Annotated in this window: 22 protein-coding genes; 13 read left to right on the forward strand and 9 right to left on the reverse strand. The window is 44.2% G+C overall.

From position 1 onward, the window contains the following. The first annotated feature begins 66 nt into the window (after positions 1 to 66). The 3 genes from SIO70_RS19175 (at position 67) to SIO70_RS19185 (ending at position 2,760) form a co-directional block, all read left to right on the forward strand. Positions 67 to 1,065 (forward strand): response regulator, encoded by a 999-nt coding sequence (locus SIO70_RS19175; protein WP_320573361.1) that lies wholly within the window; start codon positions 67 to 69, stop codon positions 1,063 to 1,065. Positions 1,066 to 1,147: 82 nt separating this feature from the next. Next, positions 1,148 to 1,957, forward strand: coding sequence for a universal stress protein (locus SIO70_RS19180; protein ID WP_320573362.1), 810 nt, complete (start codon positions 1,148 to 1,150; stop codon positions 1,955 to 1,957). 23 nt (positions 1,958 to 1,980) lie between these two features. After that, positions 1,981 to 2,760, forward strand: coding sequence for a universal stress protein (locus SIO70_RS19185; protein ID WP_320573364.1), 780 nt, complete (start codon positions 1,981 to 1,983; stop codon positions 2,758 to 2,760). Between the two features lie 108 nt (positions 2,761 to 2,868). Here the strand turns inward: SIO70_RS19185 and SIO70_RS19190 are convergent, their stop codons facing one another. Further along, positions 2,869 to 3,045 (reverse strand): hypothetical protein, encoded by a 177-nt coding sequence (locus SIO70_RS19190; protein WP_320573366.1) that lies wholly within the window; start codon positions 3,043 to 3,045, stop codon positions 2,869 to 2,871. A gap of 225 nt (positions 3,046 to 3,270) precedes the next feature. Here SIO70_RS19190 and SIO70_RS19195 point away from each other — a divergent pair, with 225 nt between their 5' ends. The 3 genes from SIO70_RS19195 (at position 3,271) to SIO70_RS19205 (ending at position 7,075) form a co-directional block, all read left to right on the forward strand. Continuing rightward, on the forward strand, positions 3,271 to 4,245 hold the full coding sequence (locus SIO70_RS19195; RefSeq protein WP_320573368.1) for a ribonucleotide-diphosphate reductase subunit beta: 975 nt from the start codon (positions 3,271 to 3,273) through the stop codon (positions 4,243 to 4,245). A gap of 22 nt (positions 4,246 to 4,267) precedes the next feature. Next, on the forward strand, positions 4,268 to 5,971 hold the full coding sequence (locus tag SIO70_RS19200) for a ribonucleoside-diphosphate reductase subunit alpha (protein ID WP_320573370.1): 1,704 nt from the start codon (positions 4,268 to 4,270) through the stop codon (positions 5,969 to 5,971). A gap of 225 nt (positions 5,972 to 6,196) precedes the next feature. Continuing rightward, complete coding sequence (locus SIO70_RS19205; RefSeq protein ID WP_320573372.1) at positions 6,197 to 7,075, forward strand: LysR family transcriptional regulator; 879 nt, start codon at positions 6,197 to 6,199, stop codon at positions 7,073 to 7,075. Here the strand turns inward: SIO70_RS19205 and SIO70_RS19210 are convergent. From SIO70_RS19210 to ilvC, 6 genes are all read right to left on the reverse strand, one after another. Beyond that, positions 7,059 to 7,577 carry a GNAT family N-acetyltransferase gene (locus SIO70_RS19210; RefSeq protein ID WP_320573374.1) on the reverse strand — a complete coding sequence of 173 codons (519 nt, stop codon included), beginning with the start codon at positions 7,575 to 7,577 and terminating at the stop codon, positions 7,059 to 7,061. The two genes, SIO70_RS19205 and SIO70_RS19210, sit on opposite strands and share 17 nt — an antisense overlap. Then, the gene (locus SIO70_RS19215; RefSeq protein WP_320573376.1) at positions 7,552 to 8,727 is read right to left on the reverse strand and encodes an MFS transporter; all 1,176 of its coding nucleotides are present in this window, start codon (positions 8,725 to 8,727) and stop codon (positions 7,552 to 7,554) included. Before SIO70_RS19215 ends, SIO70_RS19210 begins: the two co-directional genes overlap by 26 nt. Positions 8,728 to 8,917: 190 nt before the next feature. Further along, on the reverse strand, positions 8,918 to 10,237 hold the full coding sequence (locus SIO70_RS19220; RefSeq protein WP_320573378.1) for a serine hydrolase: 1,320 nt from the start codon (positions 10,235 to 10,237) through the stop codon (positions 8,918 to 8,920). 30 nt (positions 10,238 to 10,267) lie between these two features. Beyond that, entirely contained in the window at positions 10,268 to 10,921 is a 654-nt protein-coding gene (locus SIO70_RS19225; protein WP_320573380.1) for a FadR/GntR family transcriptional regulator, read from the reverse strand. A gap of 5 nt (positions 10,922 to 10,926) precedes the next feature. Then, entirely contained in the window at positions 10,927 to 12,381 is a 1,455-nt protein-coding gene (locus SIO70_RS19230; protein WP_320573382.1) for an ATP-binding cassette domain-containing protein, read from the reverse strand. A gap of 125 nt (positions 12,382 to 12,506) precedes the next feature. Continuing rightward, the gene (gene ilvC / locus SIO70_RS19235; protein ID WP_320573383.1) at positions 12,507 to 13,988 is read right to left on the reverse strand and encodes a ketol-acid reductoisomerase; all 1,482 of its coding nucleotides are present in this window, start codon (positions 13,986 to 13,988) and stop codon (positions 12,507 to 12,509) included. A 458-nt stretch (positions 13,989 to 14,446) separates the two neighbouring features. Between ilvC and SIO70_RS19240 the strand changes: the two genes are divergently transcribed. The 5 genes from SIO70_RS19240 (at position 14,447) to SIO70_RS19260 (ending at position 18,809) form a co-directional block, all read left to right on the forward strand. Then, positions 14,447 to 15,406: a sensor histidine kinase gene (locus SIO70_RS19240; protein ID WP_320573385.1), complete on the forward strand. Its 960-nt coding sequence runs from the start codon at positions 14,447 to 14,449 to the stop codon at positions 15,404 to 15,406. Then, entirely contained in the window at positions 15,403 to 16,086 is a 684-nt protein-coding gene (locus SIO70_RS19245) for a LytTR family DNA-binding domain-containing protein (protein WP_320573387.1), read from the forward strand. The genes SIO70_RS19240 and SIO70_RS19245 overlap by 4 nt, the downstream gene beginning before the upstream one ends. A 59-nt stretch (positions 16,087 to 16,145) precedes the next feature. Then, the gene (locus tag SIO70_RS19250; protein WP_320573389.1) at positions 16,146 to 17,708 is read left to right on the forward strand and encodes a hypothetical protein; all 1,563 of its coding nucleotides are present in this window, start codon (positions 16,146 to 16,148) and stop codon (positions 17,706 to 17,708) included. A 52-nt stretch (positions 17,709 to 17,760) separates the two neighbouring features. Continuing rightward, on the forward strand, positions 17,761 to 18,132 hold the full coding sequence (locus tag SIO70_RS19255) for a hypothetical protein (protein ID WP_320573391.1): 372 nt from the start codon (positions 17,761 to 17,763) through the stop codon (positions 18,130 to 18,132). A 269-nt stretch (positions 18,133 to 18,401) separates the two neighbouring features. Next, complete coding sequence (locus SIO70_RS19260; RefSeq protein ID WP_320573392.1) at positions 18,402 to 18,809, forward strand: response regulator; 408 nt, start codon at positions 18,402 to 18,404, stop codon at positions 18,807 to 18,809. A 39-nt stretch (positions 18,810 to 18,848) separates the two neighbouring features. Here the strand turns inward: SIO70_RS19260 and SIO70_RS19265 are convergent, their stop codons facing one another. Continuing rightward, positions 18,849 to 19,685, reverse strand: a complete 837-nt coding sequence (locus SIO70_RS19265) for a DUF2911 domain-containing protein (protein ID WP_320573394.1) — start codon at positions 19,683 to 19,685, stop codon at positions 18,849 to 18,851. A gap of 14 nt (positions 19,686 to 19,699) precedes the next feature. Next, a complete protein-coding gene (locus tag SIO70_RS19270) occupies positions 19,700 to 20,470 on the reverse strand; it encodes a helix-turn-helix transcriptional regulator (RefSeq protein ID WP_320573396.1) in 771 nt (256 codons plus the stop codon). Between the two features lie 40 nt (positions 20,471 to 20,510). Between SIO70_RS19270 and SIO70_RS19275 the strand changes: the two genes are divergently transcribed. Next, entirely contained in the window at positions 20,511 to 21,155 is a 645-nt protein-coding gene (locus SIO70_RS19275) for a DUF1349 domain-containing protein (RefSeq protein ID WP_320573398.1), read from the forward strand. Between the two features lie 43 nt (positions 21,156 to 21,198). After that, positions 21,199 to 21,528 carry a hypothetical protein gene (locus tag SIO70_RS19280; protein ID WP_320573400.1) on the forward strand — a complete coding sequence of 110 codons (330 nt, stop codon included), beginning with the start codon at positions 21,199 to 21,201 and terminating at the stop codon, positions 21,526 to 21,528. Positions 21,529 to 21,582 lie beyond the last annotated feature (54 nt).

Consider the following 21,582-nt stretch of genomic DNA (forward strand, 5'->3'; position numbering starts at 1 on the left):
AGCCATCAACTAATAGGTCTGCGATTGTGCGTAGTTTTGAGTGAACTCAAAAAAATCCACAGCTGTATGTCTACTATTCTTGTTATCGAAGATAACACTGCTGTACGGGAGGAAATTGTTGAAATACTTGGGCTTGCAAATTATACGGTACTAGAGGCAGTTGACGGTAAAGAGGGGATATTGCTTGCTGAAGAAAAACATCCTGACCTTATTATTTGTGACCTGACTTTACCCATTTTAGATGGGTTTGTCGTCCTCCAGGTATTGAACAATAATAAGGAAACCAGTAGTATTCCATTTATTTTTCTAACGTCGAGGTCCGACCGGGCAGAGGTTCGGAGAGGCATGGACCTTGGTGCAGATGATTATATTACCAAGCCCTTTGAATCATCGGAACTGTTAAACTCGATAGAATGCAGACTCAAAAAATCTGCAGTAAAAAAGGGGAATCTCCTGCTGGACGATCCTTTGCAGGACCTGATCCGAAACCGGAATATCCGTTATTATAAAAACAAACAACTCATTTACCAGGAGGGTAATCATCCTTCCTGTCTGTTCTATATCTTAAAAGGAAAAGTTAAAACTTTCAAGGTATGTGAAGATGGCCGTGAACTGATCACTGCACTTTATAATGAAGGTTTTCTTGGACATGTGGCTATTATTAATAAAACCAGCTACCACGAAAGCGCTGAAGCTGTAGACGATGTAGAACTGGCTGTGATACCGAATGCCGACTTTGACCGCATGGTTACTGAAAACAACTATGCCCAGAATCAGCTTATAAAGATCCTCGCCCAGAATGTAGATGATAAAGAAGGACAGTTATTAAAAGTGGCCTATGATTCACTAAGGAAAAAGACGGCGGACACACTACTTGCCGTCAATAAGAAATACAACAACGAAGGCATCCGCATTAGCAGAAGTAACCTGGCGGCACTGGCCGGCGTGGCGAAAGAATCCTTTGCCCGTACCTTGTCAGACTTCAGGGATGAGCAGTTGATTGATATTAAGAAAGGAGTCATTTATATTCTGGACGTAGATAAACTAAGCAGAGTCATTTATTAGATTGATGACGGTCATATTTATTGCAGTCTGTTTTAATGAAATTGAAGGCGTTCCCCAATTATTTATTTCTTAATTCAACGCCATGAGAAAAGTAATCGTTGCCTTTGATGGTACCCATTATTCTAATGGAGCAATTGGATTGGCTAAAAGATTGAATGAAAGTGAAAAGATCCTATTGGTTGGCGCCTTCCTGCCTGAACTTGATTTTTCGGGACTTGGGTATGTATTTGGAGGCGGAGGTCTATATGTTCCATTGCAGATTGAAATTGATGAAGAAGCGGTAGATGAAAATATTCAGCGGTTCGAAGATGAGTGTGTCAGGAATAACATTGAATTCCGTGTACACAAAGATCATTCGCCGTATGCCATTTCGAAACTACAGAAGGAGAGCAGGTTTGCAGATCTCATGATACTGGGTAGCCAGAAATTTTATGAGAATCTACGGCTGGAAGTACCCAGCGAATACCTGCGCGATGTGTTGCATGATACTGAATGTCCCGTCATTGTGGCGCCGGAAAAGTTCGACTATCCGGAGAATGTCATACTTGCGTATGATGGTACCCGGTCATCGGTATTCGCTATCAAAATGTTTTCTTACCTCTTTAGTGATCTCTGTGATTGCAGTACCACATTGGTATATGCTACACATAAGCATCAGCCGGAGATGCCGGATGAAGATTATATCAAGGAGCTGGCTGGCCGGCATTACAATAATCTTACTTTTCAGCAGTTAGAACTGCAGGAGATGAGTATGTTTTTGGATGATATATCCAGGCCTATGCTGGTAACAGGGGCTTTTGGAAGATCGGGTTTGTCTAATCTGTTTAAGAGAAGTTTTTGCACCAGTTATATTTCAGAGTACAGGTATCCTGTATTTATTGCGCATAAATAAAGCGTTATTTAAATTTCACGGTTATGAAAAAAATAGTGGCTGTTTTCGACGGGTCCAGGTTTAGTGACAGTACCCTGCAATATGCAATAAGAATGGGGTTGCAGCATAATGCGACCATTACAGGTGTTTTTGCGAAAAAGATGGAATATGCCTATGCCGGTGGCGGCGGCAGGCGAAGCGTGGATGGAAGTGCGCAGTTCGAACACGCGTGTCAGCATGCAGGTATTCATTACAATGTACGCAGGGGGAGTGAGGCGGTTACCCATAGTATTTTGAAAGAAAGCAGGTATGCAGATATGCTGCTGATAGATGCAAGTGAGACAATGAATCCCTTTACAGAAGAATCGCCTACACCTTTTGTAAAAGATATTCTGGCGAATGCCAAGTGCCCGGTATTATTGTTACCCAGGCATTTTACGGATGTACGGAAGATCTGCTGGTTGTATGATGGTTCTCCTGTTTCGATTTTTGCATTTAAGATGTTTTCTTATATTTTGCCGGTGTATAATGCCTTGCCATTGAATGTGGTGACAGTACAGGCGGCACCGCAGGCACATGAATTGCCGTATGAAGGCATGGTGAAAGAGTTAATCGGGATGCATGCGCCGCAGGCTCATTTTGTTTCATTGAAAGGGCAGCCTGAGGTGGAGATCGCTCATTACCTGAGAGAGCAGGCTATGGAATCTCTCGTTATATTAGGGGCGTATCAGCGGAATGCATTGTCCATGTTATTCAGACCCAGTATGGCGGATATATTGGTGAGGGAGCACCAGTGGCCACTGTTTATAGCCCATAATAAATAGAAAATAAAAAGGGCAGTCCTGAGCACTGCCCTTTTTATTTTTATTGAATCGTAAACTGAAACTGATTACTTATCTGCTTACTATCATCCACCAGCAAATTATACACTATCAACGTGCCCTACTTACCAGTGAAAGCAAATCTGATCTCTCCGGGGTTTTACTCACCAGTTTTAACCGGTGTCCATCTTTGTACCCGGTAAGTGTTGGATCTACTGTTGTCTGATTGTCCTTTTTACAAGCCACGAACAACAGGCTTGCCACAAACAAGAATAATAGGTTGCGCATAGGGTTATAAATTATTAGGCGGTAAAACATATTAAATAATTTTAATGTTATAATAAATCTGGTCTGGATCAGCCCTGGCAGGGAGAACGATCATTCCAAAAACTGATTATCCCCATATGTTGATTTCTTTTTTCACCTCTCTTTAATTTAATCGGGACATTTGCCTCCTGACGTGATAGATATATTTATTTTATCATTTGTTTAAAAGTTTAAAGAAAATCAGACATGGGATTATTTGACAAGAGGGTTCAGTACAAACCATTTGAGTATCCGGAGGTCCTCCAGTATACTGATGCGATTAACAAATCTTTTTGGGTGCATTCAGAAGTGGATTTTACAGCTGATATTCAGGACTTTCATGCCCACCTATCTATACCAGAACAAAGCGCTATAAAGAATAGTCTGCTTTCCATTGCACAGGTGGAAGTAGCTGTAAAATCATTCTGGGGCAACCTGTACCAGCATTTCCCAAAGCCGGAAATGAATGGTCTGGGCTCTACCTTTGCAGAATGTGAATTCCGTCACTCCGAGGCTTACAGCCGTCTGCTGGAAGTACTGGGGTACAACGATGAATTCACTGAACTGATGAAAGTACCTATTATCCAGGAACGTATCAGCTACCTGAGCACAGCACTGGAAAATGCGAAATCAAACGATAAGAAAGAATATACTATCTCCCTGATCCTGTTCAGTTTACTGATCGAAAACGTGAGCCTGTTCTCCCAGTTTGCGATCGTGCTGTCATTTACCCGATTCAGAGGACTGATGAAAAATGTAAGCAATATCATCGCATGGACTTCCGTAGATGAACAGATTCACGCAAATGCCGGTATTTACCTGATTAGCAAGGTGAAAGAAGAATATCCTGATATTTTCACGCCGGAAGCTATAAAGCAGGTAGTGGATATTGTAAAATTGTCTATCGAAACTGAAAGCCGCATGCTCGACTGGATCTTCAACGAAGGCGAAATTGAGGTAATTAAGAAAGTGGACCTGATCAACTTCATGAAGAAGAGAGCAGATGATAGCTTACAACAGATCGGTATCGCTCCTGTTTTTAACGTATCTTCAGAGGAGAGTGGTAAAATGTTGTGGTTTGAAGAAGAGATCTATTCTAACAGCCTGGATGACTTCTTTGCGAAACGCCCTGTAGAGTATACTAAATTTGATAAGAGTATCTCAGCACACGATTTGTTTTAACTTTTTGACGCTATAATTGATAATGATGACTTTATTTGAAACAGCCTCCCCCGAAACTGCTGTAACCAATGAGCAGGATAGCAACCGTCTGTGGTGGAAAAATGAAGAGAGTGAACAGATCCTGAACAGAGGCTACTTACTGAAAGGTGAAACCGTAGAAGGTGCCATCGAAAGAATTTGTTCAGCTGCAGCACAACGCCTGTACAAACCAGAGCTGAAAGATGTATTCAAAGAAATGATCGAAAGGGGTTGGATGAGCTTAAGCTCCCCGATCTGGGCTAATATGGGAACAGAAAGAGGCCTGCCTATTTCCTGTTTCAACGTACACATTCCTGACAATATTGAAGGTATCACCCACAAACTGGGTGAAGTGATCATGCAGACCAAACTGGGTGGCGGTACTTCTGCTTACTTCGGTTCCCTGCGTGAGCGTGGTAGTGCGGTCACTGACAATGGTAAATCCAGTGGTGCTGTAAGCTTTATGCGCCTGTTTGACACTGCGATGGATACCATCAGCCAGGGTGGTGTAAGACGGGGTGCATTTGCTGCCTATATGGACATCGATCATGGTGACATCGAAGAATTCCTCTCTATCAAAGATATCGGACATCCCATCCAGAACCTGTTCAATGGTGTTTGTGTGCCTGACTACTGGATGAAAGACATGATCGATGGCGATATGGAGAAAAGGCAGATCTGGGCGAAAGTCCTGGAAAGCCGTCAGCAGAAAGGTCTGCCATACATTTTCTTCACGGACAATGTAAACAGGAACAAACCTCAGGTGTACAAAGACCAGAACCTGACCATCCACGCGAGCAACCTGTGTTCCGAAATCATGCTGCCTTCTACAGAAGATGAATCCTTCATCTGTTGTCTGTCTTCCATGAACCTGGAACTGTACGACGAATGGAAAGATACCAACGCTGTGAAACTGGCGGTATTCTTCCTCGATGCAGTATTGCAGGAGTTCATCGTAAAGACCGAAGGTAACCACTTCCTGGAGCCTGCTAACCGTTTTGCAAAAAGACACCGTGCACTGGGTCTTGGCGTATTGGGTTGGCACTCTTACCTGCAGAAGAACATGATTCCATTCGAAGGTTTACGTGCTAAACAACTGACATCTTCTATCTTCAAAGATATCCAGACCAAAGCAGAGAAAGCAAGTAAAGAACTGGCATGGATCTATGGTGAACCAGAATTGCTGAAAGGTTATGGCAAGAGAAATACCACACTGCTGGCGATTGCTCCAACCACTTCTTCCAGCGCCATCCTGGGTCAGACATCTCCTGGCATCGAGCCATTCAGCAGCAACTATTTCAAAGCAGGTCTGTCAAAAGGTAACTTCATGCGTAAAAATAAATACCTGAAAGCTTTACTGGCCGAAAGAGGTATTGACAATGAAGAAACATGGCGTAGTATCATGATGAACCATGGTAGCGTACAGCACCTGGAACAACTGACCGCTGAAGAAAAAGAAGTTTTCAAAACATTCAAGGAAATCAGTCAGCTGGAAATTATTCAGCAGGCATCTATCCGTCAGCAATATGTGGATCAGTCTCAAAGTCTGAACCTGAATATACCTTCCAATCTGCCTGTAAAAGAGGTGAACAGGTTACTGATACAAGCGTGGGAACTGGGTGTGAAAACACTCTATTATCAACGCAGCCAGAGCGTTTCCAAAGAGTTGGTAACGAACCTGGTGACTTGTAAGAGTTGTGAAGGATAATGAAATTGAAAAGGGCCGCAGCGATGCGGCCCTTTTTTTTGAATATGAATTTCATGACACAGTGAAACATTGGTAAAAGTTTACGAAGGCCGCAGGTATAGAAAGGCTGATAAGATCCAGTGGGTTAACATTTACATGCAATTGCGTATTACGAAAATTATGTGTAATAATGATCCTGATCATTGTCAATCGTTGCGTGTAACTTAATTGTAACTTGCTACCAGGATGGAACATAGACAGCTTAAATATTTTCTGAAAGCACAGGAGCTTCTTAGCTTTACTGAAGCAGCACAACAGCTGCACATCAGTCAGAGCACCCTGTCGCAACAGATCAAACAACTGGAAATGGAACTGAATACCCCGCTCTTCAACCGTATCGGCAGACAGATCACGTTGACGGAAGCGGGCACCCTGTTTACAGATTACGCCAAGCAGGCAGTGAAAAAAGCGGAAGACGGGCTGCAAATGATCAGGGACCTGAATAACCTGCAGGTCGGTACGGTCACGGTAGGTGTGGCGTATAGTCTGAAGAACTTTTTCACAAAAGCACTCATACAGTTTGCCGCTACCTTCCCTCAGATCAACCTGAAGGTAGTATACGACTCTTCACTGGGATTGTTCGACCGGTTAGACCAGTTCGAACTGGATTTCAGCCTCGCCTTTCACGAAGGGATAGATGTACCCCATTTTGCTTACCAGGAGTTGTTTAGCAGCCCTATGGTCGTGGTGGCCAACAAACAATCAAAGATTGCGAAAAAGAAGATCCTTTCCCTGCAGGAGATCTGCCAGCTACCCCTGGTCATAGCGACAAGGGGATACAGCAGTAGTCATATTATCAGTAAGACTTTTACCAGGTATGGTCTGGACCCGAAATTTTCCATTGAAGTCAATGATATTCCCACTGTATTAGACCTCGTCAAAACAGGTAAGTGGTACAGCATCGTCGTACAAACGAGTGTGATAGACGAGGACCTGGTGACGATCCCGATTGATGAAAAAACACTGGTGCGCAATACAAATATTATCTCACTGAAGGAAGCCTATGAAACCAGGGCTATAAAAGAATTCAAAAAAATCCTGATCGGTCTTAAGCATGAGGATTAGTTAATACTTTCTCATATGCTTTGCGGGCTGAACCCCTGAAAAATACTTCGCCGCAATATACATATCCGCTTTTTTCGAAAGCGCCCATCATCTTTGGGTTGTCGAAGTTCGTATCTGCCCTTACGCTGGTAATGCCCTGCTGCAAGGCCCATTCATCTATGTATTTGAGCATGATTTTGGACAGCCCTTTTCCCAGGTGTTTTTCAGAGATTGCTACACGATGGTATACCACGAAATCGCCATCAGTGAGCCATTTGCCTTCTATGGCAGCATAAGCCGGTTCGTCGTTGACAAGAATGGCTACATAGCCAAGAATTTCATCGCCTTCAGTCAACACATAGCCATGCCCCTTTTCGATGTCTTCTTTTACTACAGCCGGATTCGGATAGCCATCCTGCCATTGCCTGCTGCCATCTTCTTTTCTTCGTTGAATGGCCTGCGCCAGGATGTCCCAGATGGCCGATTGTTCTTCCAGGCTAGCTTTTCTGAAGTTGTAGTTCATATGATCTTATATTCCAGATTAATACGAGATTGATTAATAATAGTGCACACAGTGAACACAGGTAAATAGTAGTGCCGAATTGCTGGATCATAAACCCACCTATAAAAGGCGCTGCCGCCTGCGCGATGAGCGGCATACGGGCCAGCCGGCCTATAACCAGCGGGTAATGTTCAGGACCAAAAATAGCTAAAGGTAAAGTGCCCCTCAGCACAGATCGCATGCCGTTTCCAACCCCAAAGATAATTATTCCTATTGTAGCAAGGCTGGGGTGAAAGAAGAGGAGGCCGATACCGAGTAGCATAGCGAAGGTAGAAATGAACGCCATTTCGACGGCGCTACGGTTGGCGATCATGAGTTCCAGGGTACGGGCAGCGGATTGACTGGGACCGAGAAAGGCCACGATCATCAATATAGCAGACATCTCAATTTTTTTGGCGCTAAGTATGTCGATAAGGTGTATCACTACACCGGTGGTAATAATAGCGCCGATGGTAAAGTTGGCAAGAAGGAGGTAAAAGATCCTTGAACGGAAAGAAACACTGTGCCGTTGGGTGATCGTTTCCTTTATGATGGTGGGCCGGAATATGTATTTATGAATAGGATAGATCCCCAACATTAAGATCCCTGCAAGTGTGAAACAGGTATGCCGCCAGCCCAATTCATGGAGTAAAAACGAAGTAAAGGGCCATGATATAGAAGGCGCCAGACTGGCTATCAGTGTAACCCATACAATCACCTTTTTCGCCTTGCTGCCATATAGCTTTCCCAGCGAAGCAAAGAGGGCATCGTACAGCCCCATGCCCATGCCTACACCAATCACGATCCAACCCAGTACAAACAGCAAATAGCTTTGAGCATAACCAATTATAATAAGCCCTATGCCCATTATAATCCCCGTATAATGCAGGATGAAGTTCTGATCGTATTGCTGGATCATCTTCCCGATAGCCGGCAATAGCAAGCCCGAAATCAACAGCGATAAAGATAAACACCCGTATACCTGCTGGTACGACCAGCCCGTTTCCTGCATTATCGGTCCGGATAATACGGATAAAAGAAAGTAAGACCCGCCCCACAAAAGGATCTGTGACAAGCCTGATAGTAACAATACGGTATAGGATGGCTTTGAATTTTCGATAAGCTGTTCCATAAACGGCTACAAAGGTCTGAAGTTTCCTGGATCGGCAAAACGGTATTTTTCAATCCAAACCATCGAATATGCCGATTTGAAAATGGGGATGCAACATAAGTAACAGGAGGGCCATGCGTATTGCATGTACGAAAAGGTCCCCAAATAAAAAGGGGCCGCCCCCATGTATGGAGGCGCCCCATTATAGATACTATTTAACACTCAGAATATCCTTCACTCGTCCATTCTTCGGATCCAGCTCCATTACTTTTTTATAATTGATCTCAGCATTCACTTTATCACCTATCTGCGTATACGCATTGCCTAAATATTCATATGCAATGGCCGAAGTTGGAAATAGCTTTACATTCAGTTTAAACAACGCAATTCCAAACCCCGTTTGCTTGCTCTGCATAAAAATATCCCCATTGGCATTTAAAAAATCAGCATCAAATTTTCTGCCCTCCTGTTCACAAAGTGAACGCACATTTTGCTCTACATAAGGCATTCCATTCCCCGTGATCCATTTGTACAGCGTCAGCTGCGTAGGCGGTGTAAATGGTTGATACGTTCCGTCCTTCATCACTGAAATCACCCGTGGCGCCAACCTATCAGCTGACTCGCCCATATTACACAGTATCACATAACTATACCCATCTTCTGTGTACCCGATCGCCGATGTCCATGTAGGCAACCTGCCTGTCATATGCATCGTGAGGGGATAACTATAATGGGAGGGAAGCAACTGTTTCCGCTTAGCCTCTACAAATTTCAGCATATCATCCAGCGTGGCATACACGCCCTCATCCGGATGCCCGTTTTCAATATCGTCCACATTGGTTTTGGTCCCATCAGGATGCACGATCTGGCCATACGCACGATTAGTGGCCGCCAGTTTCTCGGCCCTGGTATAAGCGATCGAAGTCATGCCCAGTGGCGCCCCGATGCGTGTACGCACCGCATCGCCATAAGACTGTCCGGTTATTTTTTCTATCACCGCCCCCAGCACCACATAAGCGGAATTGGAATAAGCCTCGCCCGTACCCGGATTAAATAATAACGGTTGCCAGGAAATGATCTGCAACAGGTCGTTGAGCTTAAAATCCGTCTTCCTGATCTTCGCATAATCCGGACTATGCTCATAATCACCTAATCCGGATCGCATGGTCAGCAATTGAGCGACTGTGATCGCCTTGCCCGTCTCAGGCGGAAAAATGTTTACGAAATGGTCTACAGATGCCAGTTCATCCAGTTTTCCCTCGCTGATCAGTTGCCGGATAATTTCTTCAGTAAATTGCTTGGTAAGATAATTTGTATTGTACAGGGTATTGGCAGTCAATGGTCTTTTGGTAGAGTTCTCAGAAAAGCCGTTTTGCTTGCCGTAAAAAACAGCCCCATCTTTCAGAATCACCGCCTGTCCTGAGAACATGCCCGACTCTATCGCCTGCCGGAATAATTGTGTGAAGGGTTGTGCATAGGTTGGAATAGTCAGTATCATAGCCACCCCCAATGAAAATATGGCTTTTTTCATAGGTTTTTTGGGGGTAAATGTACGTTATATTCAATATTCCAGTATTTCTTTGATACAGGCAATGGCCTGTTCGCAATCCTGGCGGGTAATAGCGTCTAATAATTCTACATGCAGATCCTGTGTCAAGGTCATGATAGAAGTATCTCTCATGGTGTCTAGCAGGTATCTTTTTACATGTTTGGCTGTCGCCTTGTACAGGTCTTCCAGCACGGGGTTGCAGGTGGCATGGGCCATACAGCTATGAAAAGCCAGGTCTTCATCAATACTCTGCTCTATCTGCCCGGTTTTGCCAAAGTGATCCCTGCGCTGCAGCACTTCCGCCATGTTGCGGATATCCGCTTCCGTACGGTTCATAGCCGCTTTCTCCGCCATCTTGATTTCCAGCCAGGCGCGTACTTCATCTATGTGTTTAGTATCTGCCTTGCTCAGGCGAACATCGATGGGCTCGCGGGAGCTCACCATCTCATTTACAAATGAACCGACACCATGGCGTACATCGAGTATGCCAATGTTAGCAAGCAACTTTATAGCTTCCCTGATTGTCGACCGACCCACCCCAAAAGAAGCCATCATATCCGTTTCGTTCGGCAGCTTTTCGCCTACCTGATATGTACCATTGACTATCAGGTCGTTGATGCGATCCGCAACTTCTTCCGCAAGTGTTTTCCTATGTATTTTAGTCATGTCAGCTATTGAATCGTTTCTATTTTTACCACATGTCCATTATCCAGTAAAATCCTTTTTTCCAGGCAGGATGGAAGGGCCGATTCGTAATGGCCTACATAAATTAATGTTGTCCCGTTTGCGCACAATCTGTCGACAAACTTATTGAAGTATTGTGTCTGGTCATTGTCCAGTCCCTGACACGGTTCATCCAGAATTAACAATTCAGGATTCTTGATGATCGCTCTCGCCAGCAGTGCCAGGCGTTGTTTGCCCAATGGCAGGGTGTTGAGCAGTTCATGCTGTACATCCTTCAGGTTCAGGAACGCAATCAGTTCTCTTACCTTCACAGTCTGCGAGTAAGGAAGCTGTTTGAACAACCCGATAGAATCATAAAAACCGGATGCTATACTGGTGAATACTGTTGCACCGGGATCAAAATACCAGTGCAGTTCCGGACTGATTAAACCGATCTTTTCCTTGATGTCCCAGATACTTTCACCACTTCCACGTTGTTTACCAAAGAGGTAGAGGCCATCTACATATGACTGTGGATGATCTGCACAGACCAGGCTGAGTAAAGTTGATTTACCGGAACCATTGTGTCCCTGCAATAACCACTTTTCACCGGCGTTCACTTCCCAGTTAATATTATTCAGTACCTGCTTTTCACCATAGTGAATATTCATATCGACCATCTTCACTACCTGTGCTGCATGATATACTGGCTTTTCCGTGAGGAATTCAGGCAGTGGTTCCAGTTCGTGCAATATCTCGCTGGAATGCTCATTGGTAGAAGAGGATACCAGTTTACCATCAATGATCTGCGCATACTGATGCACATTATTGGGTACGCCGGAGTCGTTGGTGATCAGAATGTATTGAGATCCCACCTGGGCAAATTCTTCCAGGAGGGTGTTTAAATTCTTTCTTGAAGCTACATCCAGACCGGCGTAAGGCTGGTCCAGGATTAGCAGTTGTGGCTTGAGCCAGAGGGCCTTGATCAATTGCAGCTTTTTGTGCTCCCCGCTGGAGAGTTCTATCAGCTGAGAGTCCAGCAGTCCTCTATATCCGAGTGCATCTATAATCGTATCGGCATCGGCTAAATCGAGGTTCTTTTCTTTTCCAAAGACTTTAAAATCTCCAAGTACGGTAAGGGTTTCTCTCGCCTGTTTACGATTATAGCGCTGTTGGTAGTAAAAATTCGCGTCGCCTTCTAAGTTCTTAAAGTGGTACCAGTTGGAAACGTAGAGTACCTGCTGAGGAAGTGGGCTGTTTTTATCAAAGTTATATTCGATGTTGCCGTCGATACCTTTAGGTGTTTCTATCAGTTGGGCGAGGGTGGTTTTTCCGCTCCCGCTTATTCCGTTCAGCACCCAGTTTTGTCCACGAACTATATTCCAGTTTAAATTATCTAATACGATCTTGTCTTTAAACCTTACATTCAGATTTAAAACTTTAACAACGGACTCTGACATCATATTCCAATTTCTGAGAAGAAGAGGCAGGATGTATCATCTATAAATGAAACTCCCGGGAATCGCATACATGGATTCGAATGTAAAGAGCGTGTATCAAAAGTAAGATACACGCTCTTTAATATATTTTAGGCAGTCTTAATAGACTTCATAGCTGTCATCGCTTTACGCAGTTTTCTTCCTACTACTTCCACCGGATGGTCGCGCAGGATTGCGTTGACGTGTACCAGTTCAGCGTTATCAACGGAACCGGTTTTACCTTCGTTGAAGTTTTTACCCACCAGGTCAGTATCAACAGTCTTCATGAAACCAGCCAGCAATGGTTTACAAGCCTGATCAAACAGGTAGCAGCCATATTCAGCAGTGTCAGAAATCACACGGTTCATTTCGAACAGTTTCTTACGTGCAATAGTATTTGCAATCAGTGGTGTTTCGTGCAGAGACTCGTAGTATGCAGATTCAGCTTTGATACCAGCTTCTACCATTGTTTCGAAAGCCAGTTCCACACCTGCTCTGATGAATGCTACCATCAGGGTGTAGTTGTCAAAGTATTCCTGTTCGCCGATCTTCATGTCGCCGGCAGGTGTCTTTTCGAAAGCGGTTTCACCGGTTTCAGCTCTCCATTTCAGCAGGTTCGCATCACCATTCGCCCAGTCTTTCATCATTGTGCTGCTGAATTCACCGCTCATGATGTCATCCTGGTGTTTCTGGAACAGCGGACGCATGATGGTCTTCAGTTCTTCAGAAATTTTGAAAGCAGCTATTTTCGCAGGGTTGCTCAAACGGTCCATCATACCACTTACACCACCGTGTTTCAGGGCTTCAGTCACTACTTCTACACCGTATTGAACTAATTTGGAAGCGTAACCAGGATCGATACCTTTCTCCAGCATTTTGTCGAAAGACAGGATAGAACCGGTTTGCAGCAGACCACACAGGATGGTTTGCTCACCCATCAGGTCAGACTTTACTTCAGCTACAAAGCTGGAACGCAGTACACCAGCTCTGTGGCCACCTGTACCTACGCAATAAGCTTTCGCCTGCTCCAGGCCTTTACCTTCAGGATCGTTCTCCGGGTGAACAGCGATCAGGGTAGGTACACCAAAGCCTCTCAGGTACTCTGCTCTTACTTCAGAACCCGGGCATTTAGGTGCCACCATTATAACAGTGATGTCTTTACGGATTTGCATACCTTCTTCTACAATGTTGAACCCGTGAGAGTACAGCAGGGTAGAATTCTTTTTCATCAAAGGCATTATCTTAGTTACCACAGCAGTGTGTTGCTTGTCGGGAGTGAGGTTCACTACCACATCTGCACCTGGAATCAGTTCTTCGAATGTGCCAACCTTGAAGTTGTTGTCAGTTGCATTTTTCCAGGAATCTCTCTTGTTGTCGATTGCTTCCTGACGCAGTGCGTAGGAAATGTCCAGACCACTATCTCTGAGGTTCAGACCCTGATTTAAACCCTGAGCACCTGCTCCAACGATAACTACCTTCTTACCCTTGAGGGCAGCTACGCCGTCAGCAAATTCAGCGATGTCCATGAACTCGCATACACCTAATTGGTTCAGTTGCTCCCTGAGGGGTAAAGAATTAAAATAATTTGCCATTGCTTCTTAAAGTATTAATTAAAGTCTAAATGTTAAGTCCGATGTCGTGTCATCTGATGACAAAGTTATCAGGATTTTTATTATTGTCAATACCCATTTTATATTTCGGGAATTATTTCAAAGAGACCCGGAATTTTTTAGATATTATTTAATCAGGCTACCTTTTCTGCCTGATTTTCGAATGAGGACGGTACCACGAACCCGATTTGCCACCATCCAGTAAGGCGTAACCAGTTTTCCCGGCCTTTCTGATGTTTTAAATAGTTCCTGTTTCTCATATAGTGGGGGAATAAAAAGGCGGGTAAAAACAACAGTGAACGGGTGAGGGGAGCAAATTTAACGATTGATAACCAACTTTAACAATTTTTTGTCTACGAAAAAGGGGGTTTCATCTCTGAATTTCAGGATTTCTGACAGGGGGTATAGGTTGAATATTTCCTTCGTTATAATTTCCCCCTATGAAAAATACCTTTCATGCAATACTGATAGTTGTCATCATACTCCTGACCATATTCGTACCATATCCGCCTAAGCATTTCCTGACCATCACTGCGCGGGAATTGTACTATTCCGTGATGCTGGACAATGTGATGGCGGCAGGCGGCTATTTCCTGAATTTTTATGTCTTTATTCCCTTTTTGTATTACGGGAAAAGGGCATTTTATTTCCTGGTATTGATCGCCTATGCAGTATGCGTGATTTATGTTCCGGCAATACTCAACTACCTTTTTTCAGGGGTTCGCTTTTTAGATCAGCTTCACTTTCCGGTACCTCAGTTAGTCTTGCTGGCAGCAGCTTTCATGTTATCGTACATCGCCCGCAAACGTTATGAATGGAAACAGTTGTCAGAAGAAAAGACGGCCTTTGAATTGTCCGCCCTGAAACAACAAATGCAGCCACATTTTTTCTTCAATACGCTGAATGGCATTTATGGGTTATCTATACAGCAATCAGAAAAAACACCTGCGTATATTCTGAAACTGGCAAACATGATGCGGTATGTATTATACGAAAGTAATGCAGACAAAGTATCGCTTGCCAAAGAACTGGACCATATCAGCAACTACTGCCAGATGCAACAGCTCAGGCTTGGTTTGAATAACCAGGTATCACTGCGCATCACCGGTGAGGTAGGCACAAAACAGATTGCACCATTTATCTTAATACCATTTATCGAGAATAGTTTCAAACATGGTATCTCTTCCAGCAGGGACACACAAATGCTGATACAAATAATCACAACCACAGATACACTTCATTTTTCTGCAACAAATACAATTGTAAAAACCGCTTCGAATGACGGTGTTGGTATCAAAAATGTAAAACGCAGACTGGATTTAATTTATCCCGATCAATACACGTTGACCATCAGCCAGCAAACGCATCAATTCATCGTTCAACTCAGTGTAAATTTATGAGACCTTTAGATGCTATTACTATCGACGACGAGCCGATCGCCCACGAAATTCTATCTCTATTCAGCAAAAAACTAAACGGGATCAGGCTGAAACGACAATTTACCAATCCGGAGCAGGCATATCAATACCTGGCCAGCAATCATGTAGACCTGATCCTGCTGGATATAGAAATGGCGGATGTAAATGGTTTTTCTTTTTACAGATCGTTGCCACAGCGACCTATGGTGATCTTCACAACCGCGCATCCGGAGTATGCATTAGAAGGATTTAACGTAGCGGCGGTTGACTACCTGTTGAAACCCTTTTCGGAAGAGCGTTTTGAACAGGCGATCCTGAAAGCCGGTATGCAGAAAGATTTGCAGGAAATGGCGCACTCACTGACTATCAGGGCCGACTATGAAACGAGGAATGTGCAGCTGAAAGACATCCTTTATATCGAAGGGTTAAACAACTACGTTAAGATCTATACCACATCGGCCACACATCCCTTATTGTCGATGATGTCGCTGAAAGAGATGATGAGCCGCTTGCCGGGGCATCAGTTCATGCGCATACACAGATCTTACATCGTACCTCGCCCCAGGGTGAGCGCAATTACCAGCCGTTACGTCACGGTGGCAGGGAAAAAGCTGCCGGTAGGCGATACTTATCGAAGTAGTGTGATGACGATTCTCCAATAAAATAGCATGGTTTTCCCTTATTATTTTCTGCCGGCTATATAGGAATATAGATTTGTCAGATGAAGTATTTATTGCCTGTCACGCTACTTGCTTTTATTCCTTTGTCTGTCTGGTCACAGCCTCCCGGTCCCCCTATGCCAACCGGGCGTACGCAAAAAGTACTGCTTATTCTGAATGAAAAGACAGGAAAAACTGACACGGTTAAAATGGGTAATTTTATCAGGTTGTGGTTCTGGTCCGACAAGAAACTGAAGATGGAACAACCGCTTACCCGCACCGACTTAAGAAAACATACTTATTTTGTCGAATCCAACCTGATGGGAGTGACGGATAGTGCCCTTATATTTTTAAAACGGTCTCCATTTATCCCTGTACCACCCATTCCATTGCCTATCCCACTTCCCATCCGCCTGCCCAACAAGATCCCGATGCATGAATACGATACCATCAAATTGAGCCAGATCAAAGGTATCCGTATGGTCAACATGGGCCTGGAAGGCGCCGCTGTCGGTGTTACTATGGTTCCTGCCATGTCTATCGTACCGGATTACTTTACGACCTGGCCGGGCATGATGTTCATGCAACCCAGTATGTCTATTGTATCGACCTATGTGGGCGATGTGATGTTCCCAATGCATAAGGTGAACAGGGAACGGAAAAAGACCCATTATACCCTGGGCACCGGCGAAATACCAACGGATACCATGTACTATATCCAAAAGCGGAAGATGAATGGTGAAAACGATTATGAATGGGAAGTGGAAAGGCTGGAACGCTACGAAAAAATGTATAAACACATTAAAAAGGAGCTGTCAGACGAATTGCTGGATCATTATCAGGGGAATACCGTTTTCAGTATACCCCTGGGTGTTACCCTCATCCCGGATGGTTTCAGAAGCGGGGAAGATATGAAAACAAGGGTCAGTATCACTGAACGGAAGTTCTTCTTTGGCTTTGCTACTGAGAACTTTATCACCGACCGGCACCGCATCGGGAATGAATTGACCCTCAACAGGACGGAACGGTTTATGTCCATAACAGGTACCAACAGTATTGCCATCAATTCTTCAATGGGAATGATCCTGTCTAACTTCACTTACCTGAAGTGGGGCCTGAAAGGCATTTACAGTGAGGGGTACAAGCAGCGGCAATGGATTAAGATTCACCAGCTGGACGAAGAAATCGCTGCTTCCGAAGAGATAGACGATATAGAAACCGGGCTGCTGATGGCAAAGCGGAATTACTTCAGGTCCATGCTGGCAGCTGAGCCGAAACCCTACCTGCTATTCGGGGTAGGGGCCGTGAATACCACCCTGATCAAAGTAAAGGGCAGTGAGGCCAGCGGTATCGGCTCTACGGACTACTCCCAGCAGAAATTTGCACTGGAAGGTGGGTTTGGAATGTTCACCCGCGTGGGAAAACGCCTCACGTACGACTTTTCTGCCAAATACATCTGGACGCCGAAGTACAGTCCTTACATCGGCGGATTGGAGCGCTATAGCGGGTTTAGATTACAGCTGAACATCGGTTATATGTCAGGCGTGTCTTTTATGAGAATGAGGAGAATATTAAAGATGGCAAATACTAACAGAGATCCTAAAGGTGATGAATTAAAGCTATAAATTGGATATTTGATATTTTTTTATAATTTACGGTCCCATATTTTACTATCCTATGAGTATTGAAAAGATCGTATTTGACAAGGCGTATGACGGCCCTATTGATGCAGACATTGACTGGGTGGCCGGCGGAAATTTTGACGGCTATATCTACAAAACCACTTTACGTTTTACAGAAGAAAAGAATGAAGTAGTCCTCACTACTAAGATTGTAGACCAGTCCAGGTATGATGGAGAGGAATTTGATACAAATGATATCGGAACATTTTCAGTTTCTGACAAACGGGCAATTGTTTGCCAGTTCCCCGGTTTCGATATGAGAGGAAGATTCCTGGGCGAAAATTGCGAATTTATTGCGTTTTCTATCTGGTATAATAAGGACAGGACCCGCACTTACTCCAAGGTGTATACGCTTACAGCCGACTAAAATGCGTATCCTGCAGGGATGGAAATATCTTCAAAGAGGCAGGAGGAGGTATCTTTGAAGATACCCAAATCGTGCATTTCAAATTTGCAACAGGGGGTAGGTAGCGGGCGCAGCTAATCGGGGAATCTCTTACTGGATAGGTTCGCCGGTCTCTACAACAGCATTTCAGGTATCAAAAATTGTAGAGAAATCTCTTATATCATTCATTACTTGAAATTAATAAAAATTACTAATTTTGCGGCGCCCCAATAGCCGGGTGATTTACACTTATGTGCAAAGACCAGATTACCATTTTACTGGTAGATGATGATATTGAAGACCAGACACTACTTTCTGAAGCCATTCATAAAATAGCGCCAGCTATTTGTATTAAATTATTCAATAACGGGTCTGAGGTTTTACATTATTTATCTTCCAGGGAGGATGACACACCTTGTTTAATAGTATTGGATTACAACATGCCGGGCATCAATGGCCTACAGGTGCTGGAGCGGATTGGAGAAATCCACAGGCTCATCAGCATTCCCAAAATAGTTTGGAGTACGTCCAATTCTCATCACTTTAGAACACAATGTTTGAACGCCGGAGCATTCAGGTATATCGTAAAGCCGCAAAATCTGCATGACCTGAACCAGATTGCAGCGGATATTATTGATACTTGTGAGCGGGCGGCTTAGGTTATAAAAAATAATAGCGGGGCACCCCGCTATTATTTTTTATTTAATTGCCTGCTTCAGAAACTCGTTGTTGAGGTTGATATACTCCTGTATATTTTCTTTCTTTGCCAGCTCTATACTCTCTTTGGAAGAAGCAATTGCACCGGCTTTATCACCAGCTTTCAACTGTATCTTCGCTTTCCAGTATTTAATATAAAATACGTTTGGCTGTGCCTTGTCCATTTCATTGATCCATTCCAGCGCTTTTTTAGCATCGATATTATTGTCGTAATAATATTGTGCTGCCTGCATGTAAGGCTTCTTTTCTGTCGCCATAGCAGAATCAATGCTTGCCATGATCTCAGCTTTCTGATCGACCGTCATGTGCAGTTGCACCTGTGTATGATCCCATGAAATGCTCAATACAGCAGCAGCGGGCTTTACATTTTCGAAAGCCATGGTGTAAGTTTCTACTGCATAAGGCAGGGTTGATGGCTTTACATCAAAACGCAACAGATCGTCCTCTTTGCTGTAGGAATAGGAACCCCACTGATTGGATTTTTTGCTGATGATGATCGTCCATTTATCCTTTTCAGGAATAGCGAACAGGCCATAAGTTCCTGCTTCGATCTTGTGACCTTCTATGCTTACCGCATCTTCAAAGGTAATAGCAGGAATACCGTTCGCACCCAGTCTCCATACGGAACCGTAAGGTACCAGGCCACCAAAGATCTTACGACCATTCATGTTTGGACGGTTGTACTTTAATGTTACATCGTGAATACCTACTTTTTGTGTGATGCTGGTCTCGCTGCTGGCAGCTGGTACTTTCAAGGTTTGCGCATATATCCCGGTTGATAGTGAAAGGGATATAAGGGTGGTAATTATAGTTTTCATTGGGCAAATGTAGGCTAATTCTCTAACAGATGAATAGCGTCAGCAATCCTTAAAGCTGCCATGGAGTTGTTCACATGCAGCTTTTGCAGAATATTCTGCCGGTGCCTGTTCACCGTATACACACTAATAGAAAACCGCGTTGCAATCTCCTTACTGCTACTGCCAGTCCTGATCATACGCAGTACATCTTTTTCTCTTTCTGAGAGAATATCATTGACCTGTTGCCTGTCTGGCAACATGATTTTTCCCGTTCTTGAATTCACGATCCGCCCGAAATAATTATCACTTTCCACCTGCTGCGGAGGAAAATTGTACAGGCACAGCGCCATCCACACACTGCCATTATCCGCACTCCTGATATAGAACATACGGTGTTGCACTGGTACATATTCCTCCTGGGCATTCCGCATATGAAGAATACTGTTTACATAGTAATCGTATCGTTCATGATTCGGCAGGTCCTTCAGCATATGGAAGAATTGAAGTTCCATCGCATGTTTTGCTTCCAGGTCATCCGGCCGTATCCGGCTAAATAAATCTTCTTCCCAGATAGAGTCGACCTCCGATCCAATGTCCAGTCCCAATGCGGCCCCCACGCCACCGGAATAGATATAACTCCTGTTAGCCTTCAGGTCACTCAGTACCGCCACCGCATTTTCGATACCCGCATACATCTTCGCGACCAACTGGCACTGGGCCAGCGGAGAATCCTGTTGCGAAAAGGATTGCGTCAACAGCGTATCATTCAGTATATTTTGGTTATTATTAACCATTGCACGTTGCATAACCAGCATTTACATTTGCAAAAATAATAATTCAACAGGTATGAAAAAGATTCTCTGGACCGTAGCTTCCCTCATCGCCATGCAGAGCCTATCTGCACAGACCCTTGAGAAAATGCAGTGGTATAACGAACCCGCCAGATGGGATATTAAGGATAAGGCATTGACTATGTTCGTGACCCCGCAAACAGATTACTGGCGTATTTCCCACTATGGCTTTACGGTAGACGACGCTCCTTTTTATTATGCTAACTACGGCGGGGAATTTGAAGTAAAGGTAAAACTCACCGGCAATTATAAAGCACGTTTCGATCAGATGGGCCTGATGATCAGAACAGACCAGGAAAACTATATCAAGACAGGAGTGGAGTTTGTAGATGGTAAGTTCAATGTAAGCACCGTTGTGACCCACAAAACCAGCGACTGGTCTGTAACCACCCTGGAAAAGGTGCCGCCGTTCATCTGGATCAAAGCCGTAAGAAGACTGGATGCAGTAGAGATCTTTTACTCTTTTGACGATGTGAATTATGTCATGACCCGCAACTGTCCTTTGCAGGACAATCGCCCTGTAATGGTAGGTCTGATGGCTGCTTCTCCTGATGGACAGGGTTTCGAAGCAAAGTTCGATAACTTTACCGTAAAGCATTTACCTGACCAGCGTCGATTAGAGTGGTTGAATAAAAAATAAAACATTGTTGCATTTATTGGGGATGATCTTATATCTTTGCCGCGTGTCTGATAAGAGAAATATCATCTTCAAAAGATGTCTTGCCTGGTGCCTGCTTGCCTTACTGGCAGTAGTACACAGTGTAAAGATGTTCCACCACCATGCCGAACCGCAGGGGGAGGGGCGACAATTGCAGATAATTTCTTTTCAGCAGCCCGGTCATCATTGCGCCATTTGCGACTTTCACCTCACCAGAGATGTGGAGGTACCGGGTCTGCCCACTTATTTCCCTCCTTTACAGCCTGTCGTACAGCAGTATGTTGCATATACAGCAGGCTTTATTTCCCTCACCTCCCTTCACTACCCACTTCGCGGCCCGCCTGCAATAGCCTGACTGTTTTTTTTTTATGACGTGAACACCCGTTCGCGCAGGGCTTATTTTTTCAAA

Origin of the sequence: Chitinophaga sancti, from assembly GCF_034087045.1 — a bacterium.
GTDB classification, from domain to species: domain Bacteria; phylum Bacteroidota; class Bacteroidia; order Chitinophagales; family Chitinophagaceae; genus Chitinophaga; species Chitinophaga sancti_B.

What these genes read in the sequence shown, in the direction of transcription:
- SIO70_RS19175 (WP_320573361.1), top strand. Translation starts at nt 67, where the DNA reads ATGTCTACTATTCTTGTTATCGAAGATAACACTGCTGTACGGGAGGAA.
- SIO70_RS19180 (WP_320573362.1), top strand. Translation starts at nt 1,148, where the DNA reads ATGAGAAAAGTAATCGTTGCCTTTGATGGTACCCATTATTCTAATGGA.
- SIO70_RS19185 (WP_320573364.1), top strand. Translation starts at nt 1,981, where the DNA reads ATGAAAAAAATAGTGGCTGTTTTCGACGGGTCCAGGTTTAGTGACAGT.
- SIO70_RS19190 (WP_320573366.1), bottom strand. Translation starts at nt 3,045, where the DNA reads ATGCGCAACCTATTATTCTTGTTTGTGGCAAGCCTGTTGTTCGTGGCT.
- SIO70_RS19195 (WP_320573368.1), top strand. Translation starts at nt 3,271, where the DNA reads ATGGGATTATTTGACAAGAGGGTTCAGTACAAACCATTTGAGTATCCG.
- SIO70_RS19200 (WP_320573370.1), top strand. Translation starts at nt 4,268, where the DNA reads ATGATGACTTTATTTGAAACAGCCTCCCCCGAAACTGCTGTAACCAAT.
- SIO70_RS19205 (WP_320573372.1), top strand. Translation starts at nt 6,197, where the DNA reads ATGGAACATAGACAGCTTAAATATTTTCTGAAAGCACAGGAGCTTCTT.
- SIO70_RS19210 (WP_320573374.1), bottom strand. Translation starts at nt 7,577, where the DNA reads ATGAACTACAACTTCAGAAAAGCTAGCCTGGAAGAACAATCGGCCATC.
- SIO70_RS19215 (WP_320573376.1), bottom strand. Translation starts at nt 8,727, where the DNA reads ATGGAACAGCTTATCGAAAATTCAAAGCCATCCTATACCGTATTGTTA.
- SIO70_RS19220 (WP_320573378.1), bottom strand. Translation starts at nt 10,237, where the DNA reads ATGAAAAAAGCCATATTTTCATTGGGGGTGGCTATGATACTGACTATT.
- SIO70_RS19225 (WP_320573380.1), bottom strand. Translation starts at nt 10,921, where the DNA reads ATGACTAAAATACATAGGAAAACACTTGCGGAAGAAGTTGCGGATCGC.
- SIO70_RS19230 (WP_320573382.1), bottom strand. Translation starts at nt 12,381, where the DNA reads ATGATGTCAGAGTCCGTTGTTAAAGTTTTAAATCTGAATGTAAGGTTT.
- ilvC (WP_320573383.1), bottom strand. Translation starts at nt 13,988, where the DNA reads ATGGCAAATTATTTTAATTCTTTACCCCTCAGGGAGCAACTGAACCAA.
- SIO70_RS19240 (WP_320573385.1), top strand. Translation starts at nt 14,447, where the DNA reads ATGAAAAATACCTTTCATGCAATACTGATAGTTGTCATCATACTCCTG.
- SIO70_RS19245 (WP_320573387.1), top strand. Translation starts at nt 15,403, where the DNA reads ATGAGACCTTTAGATGCTATTACTATCGACGACGAGCCGATCGCCCAC.
- SIO70_RS19250 (WP_320573389.1), top strand. Translation starts at nt 16,146, where the DNA reads ATGAAGTATTTATTGCCTGTCACGCTACTTGCTTTTATTCCTTTGTCT.
- SIO70_RS19255 (WP_320573391.1), top strand. Translation starts at nt 17,761, where the DNA reads ATGAGTATTGAAAAGATCGTATTTGACAAGGCGTATGACGGCCCTATT.
- SIO70_RS19260 (WP_320573392.1), top strand. Translation starts at nt 18,402, where the DNA reads ATGTGCAAAGACCAGATTACCATTTTACTGGTAGATGATGATATTGAA.
- SIO70_RS19265 (WP_320573394.1), bottom strand. Translation starts at nt 19,685, where the DNA reads ATGAAAACTATAATTACCACCCTTATATCCCTTTCACTATCAACCGGG.
- SIO70_RS19270 (WP_320573396.1), bottom strand. Translation starts at nt 20,470, where the DNA reads ATGCAACGTGCAATGGTTAATAATAACCAAAATATACTGAATGATACG.
- SIO70_RS19275 (WP_320573398.1), top strand. Translation starts at nt 20,511, where the DNA reads ATGAAAAAGATTCTCTGGACCGTAGCTTCCCTCATCGCCATGCAGAGC.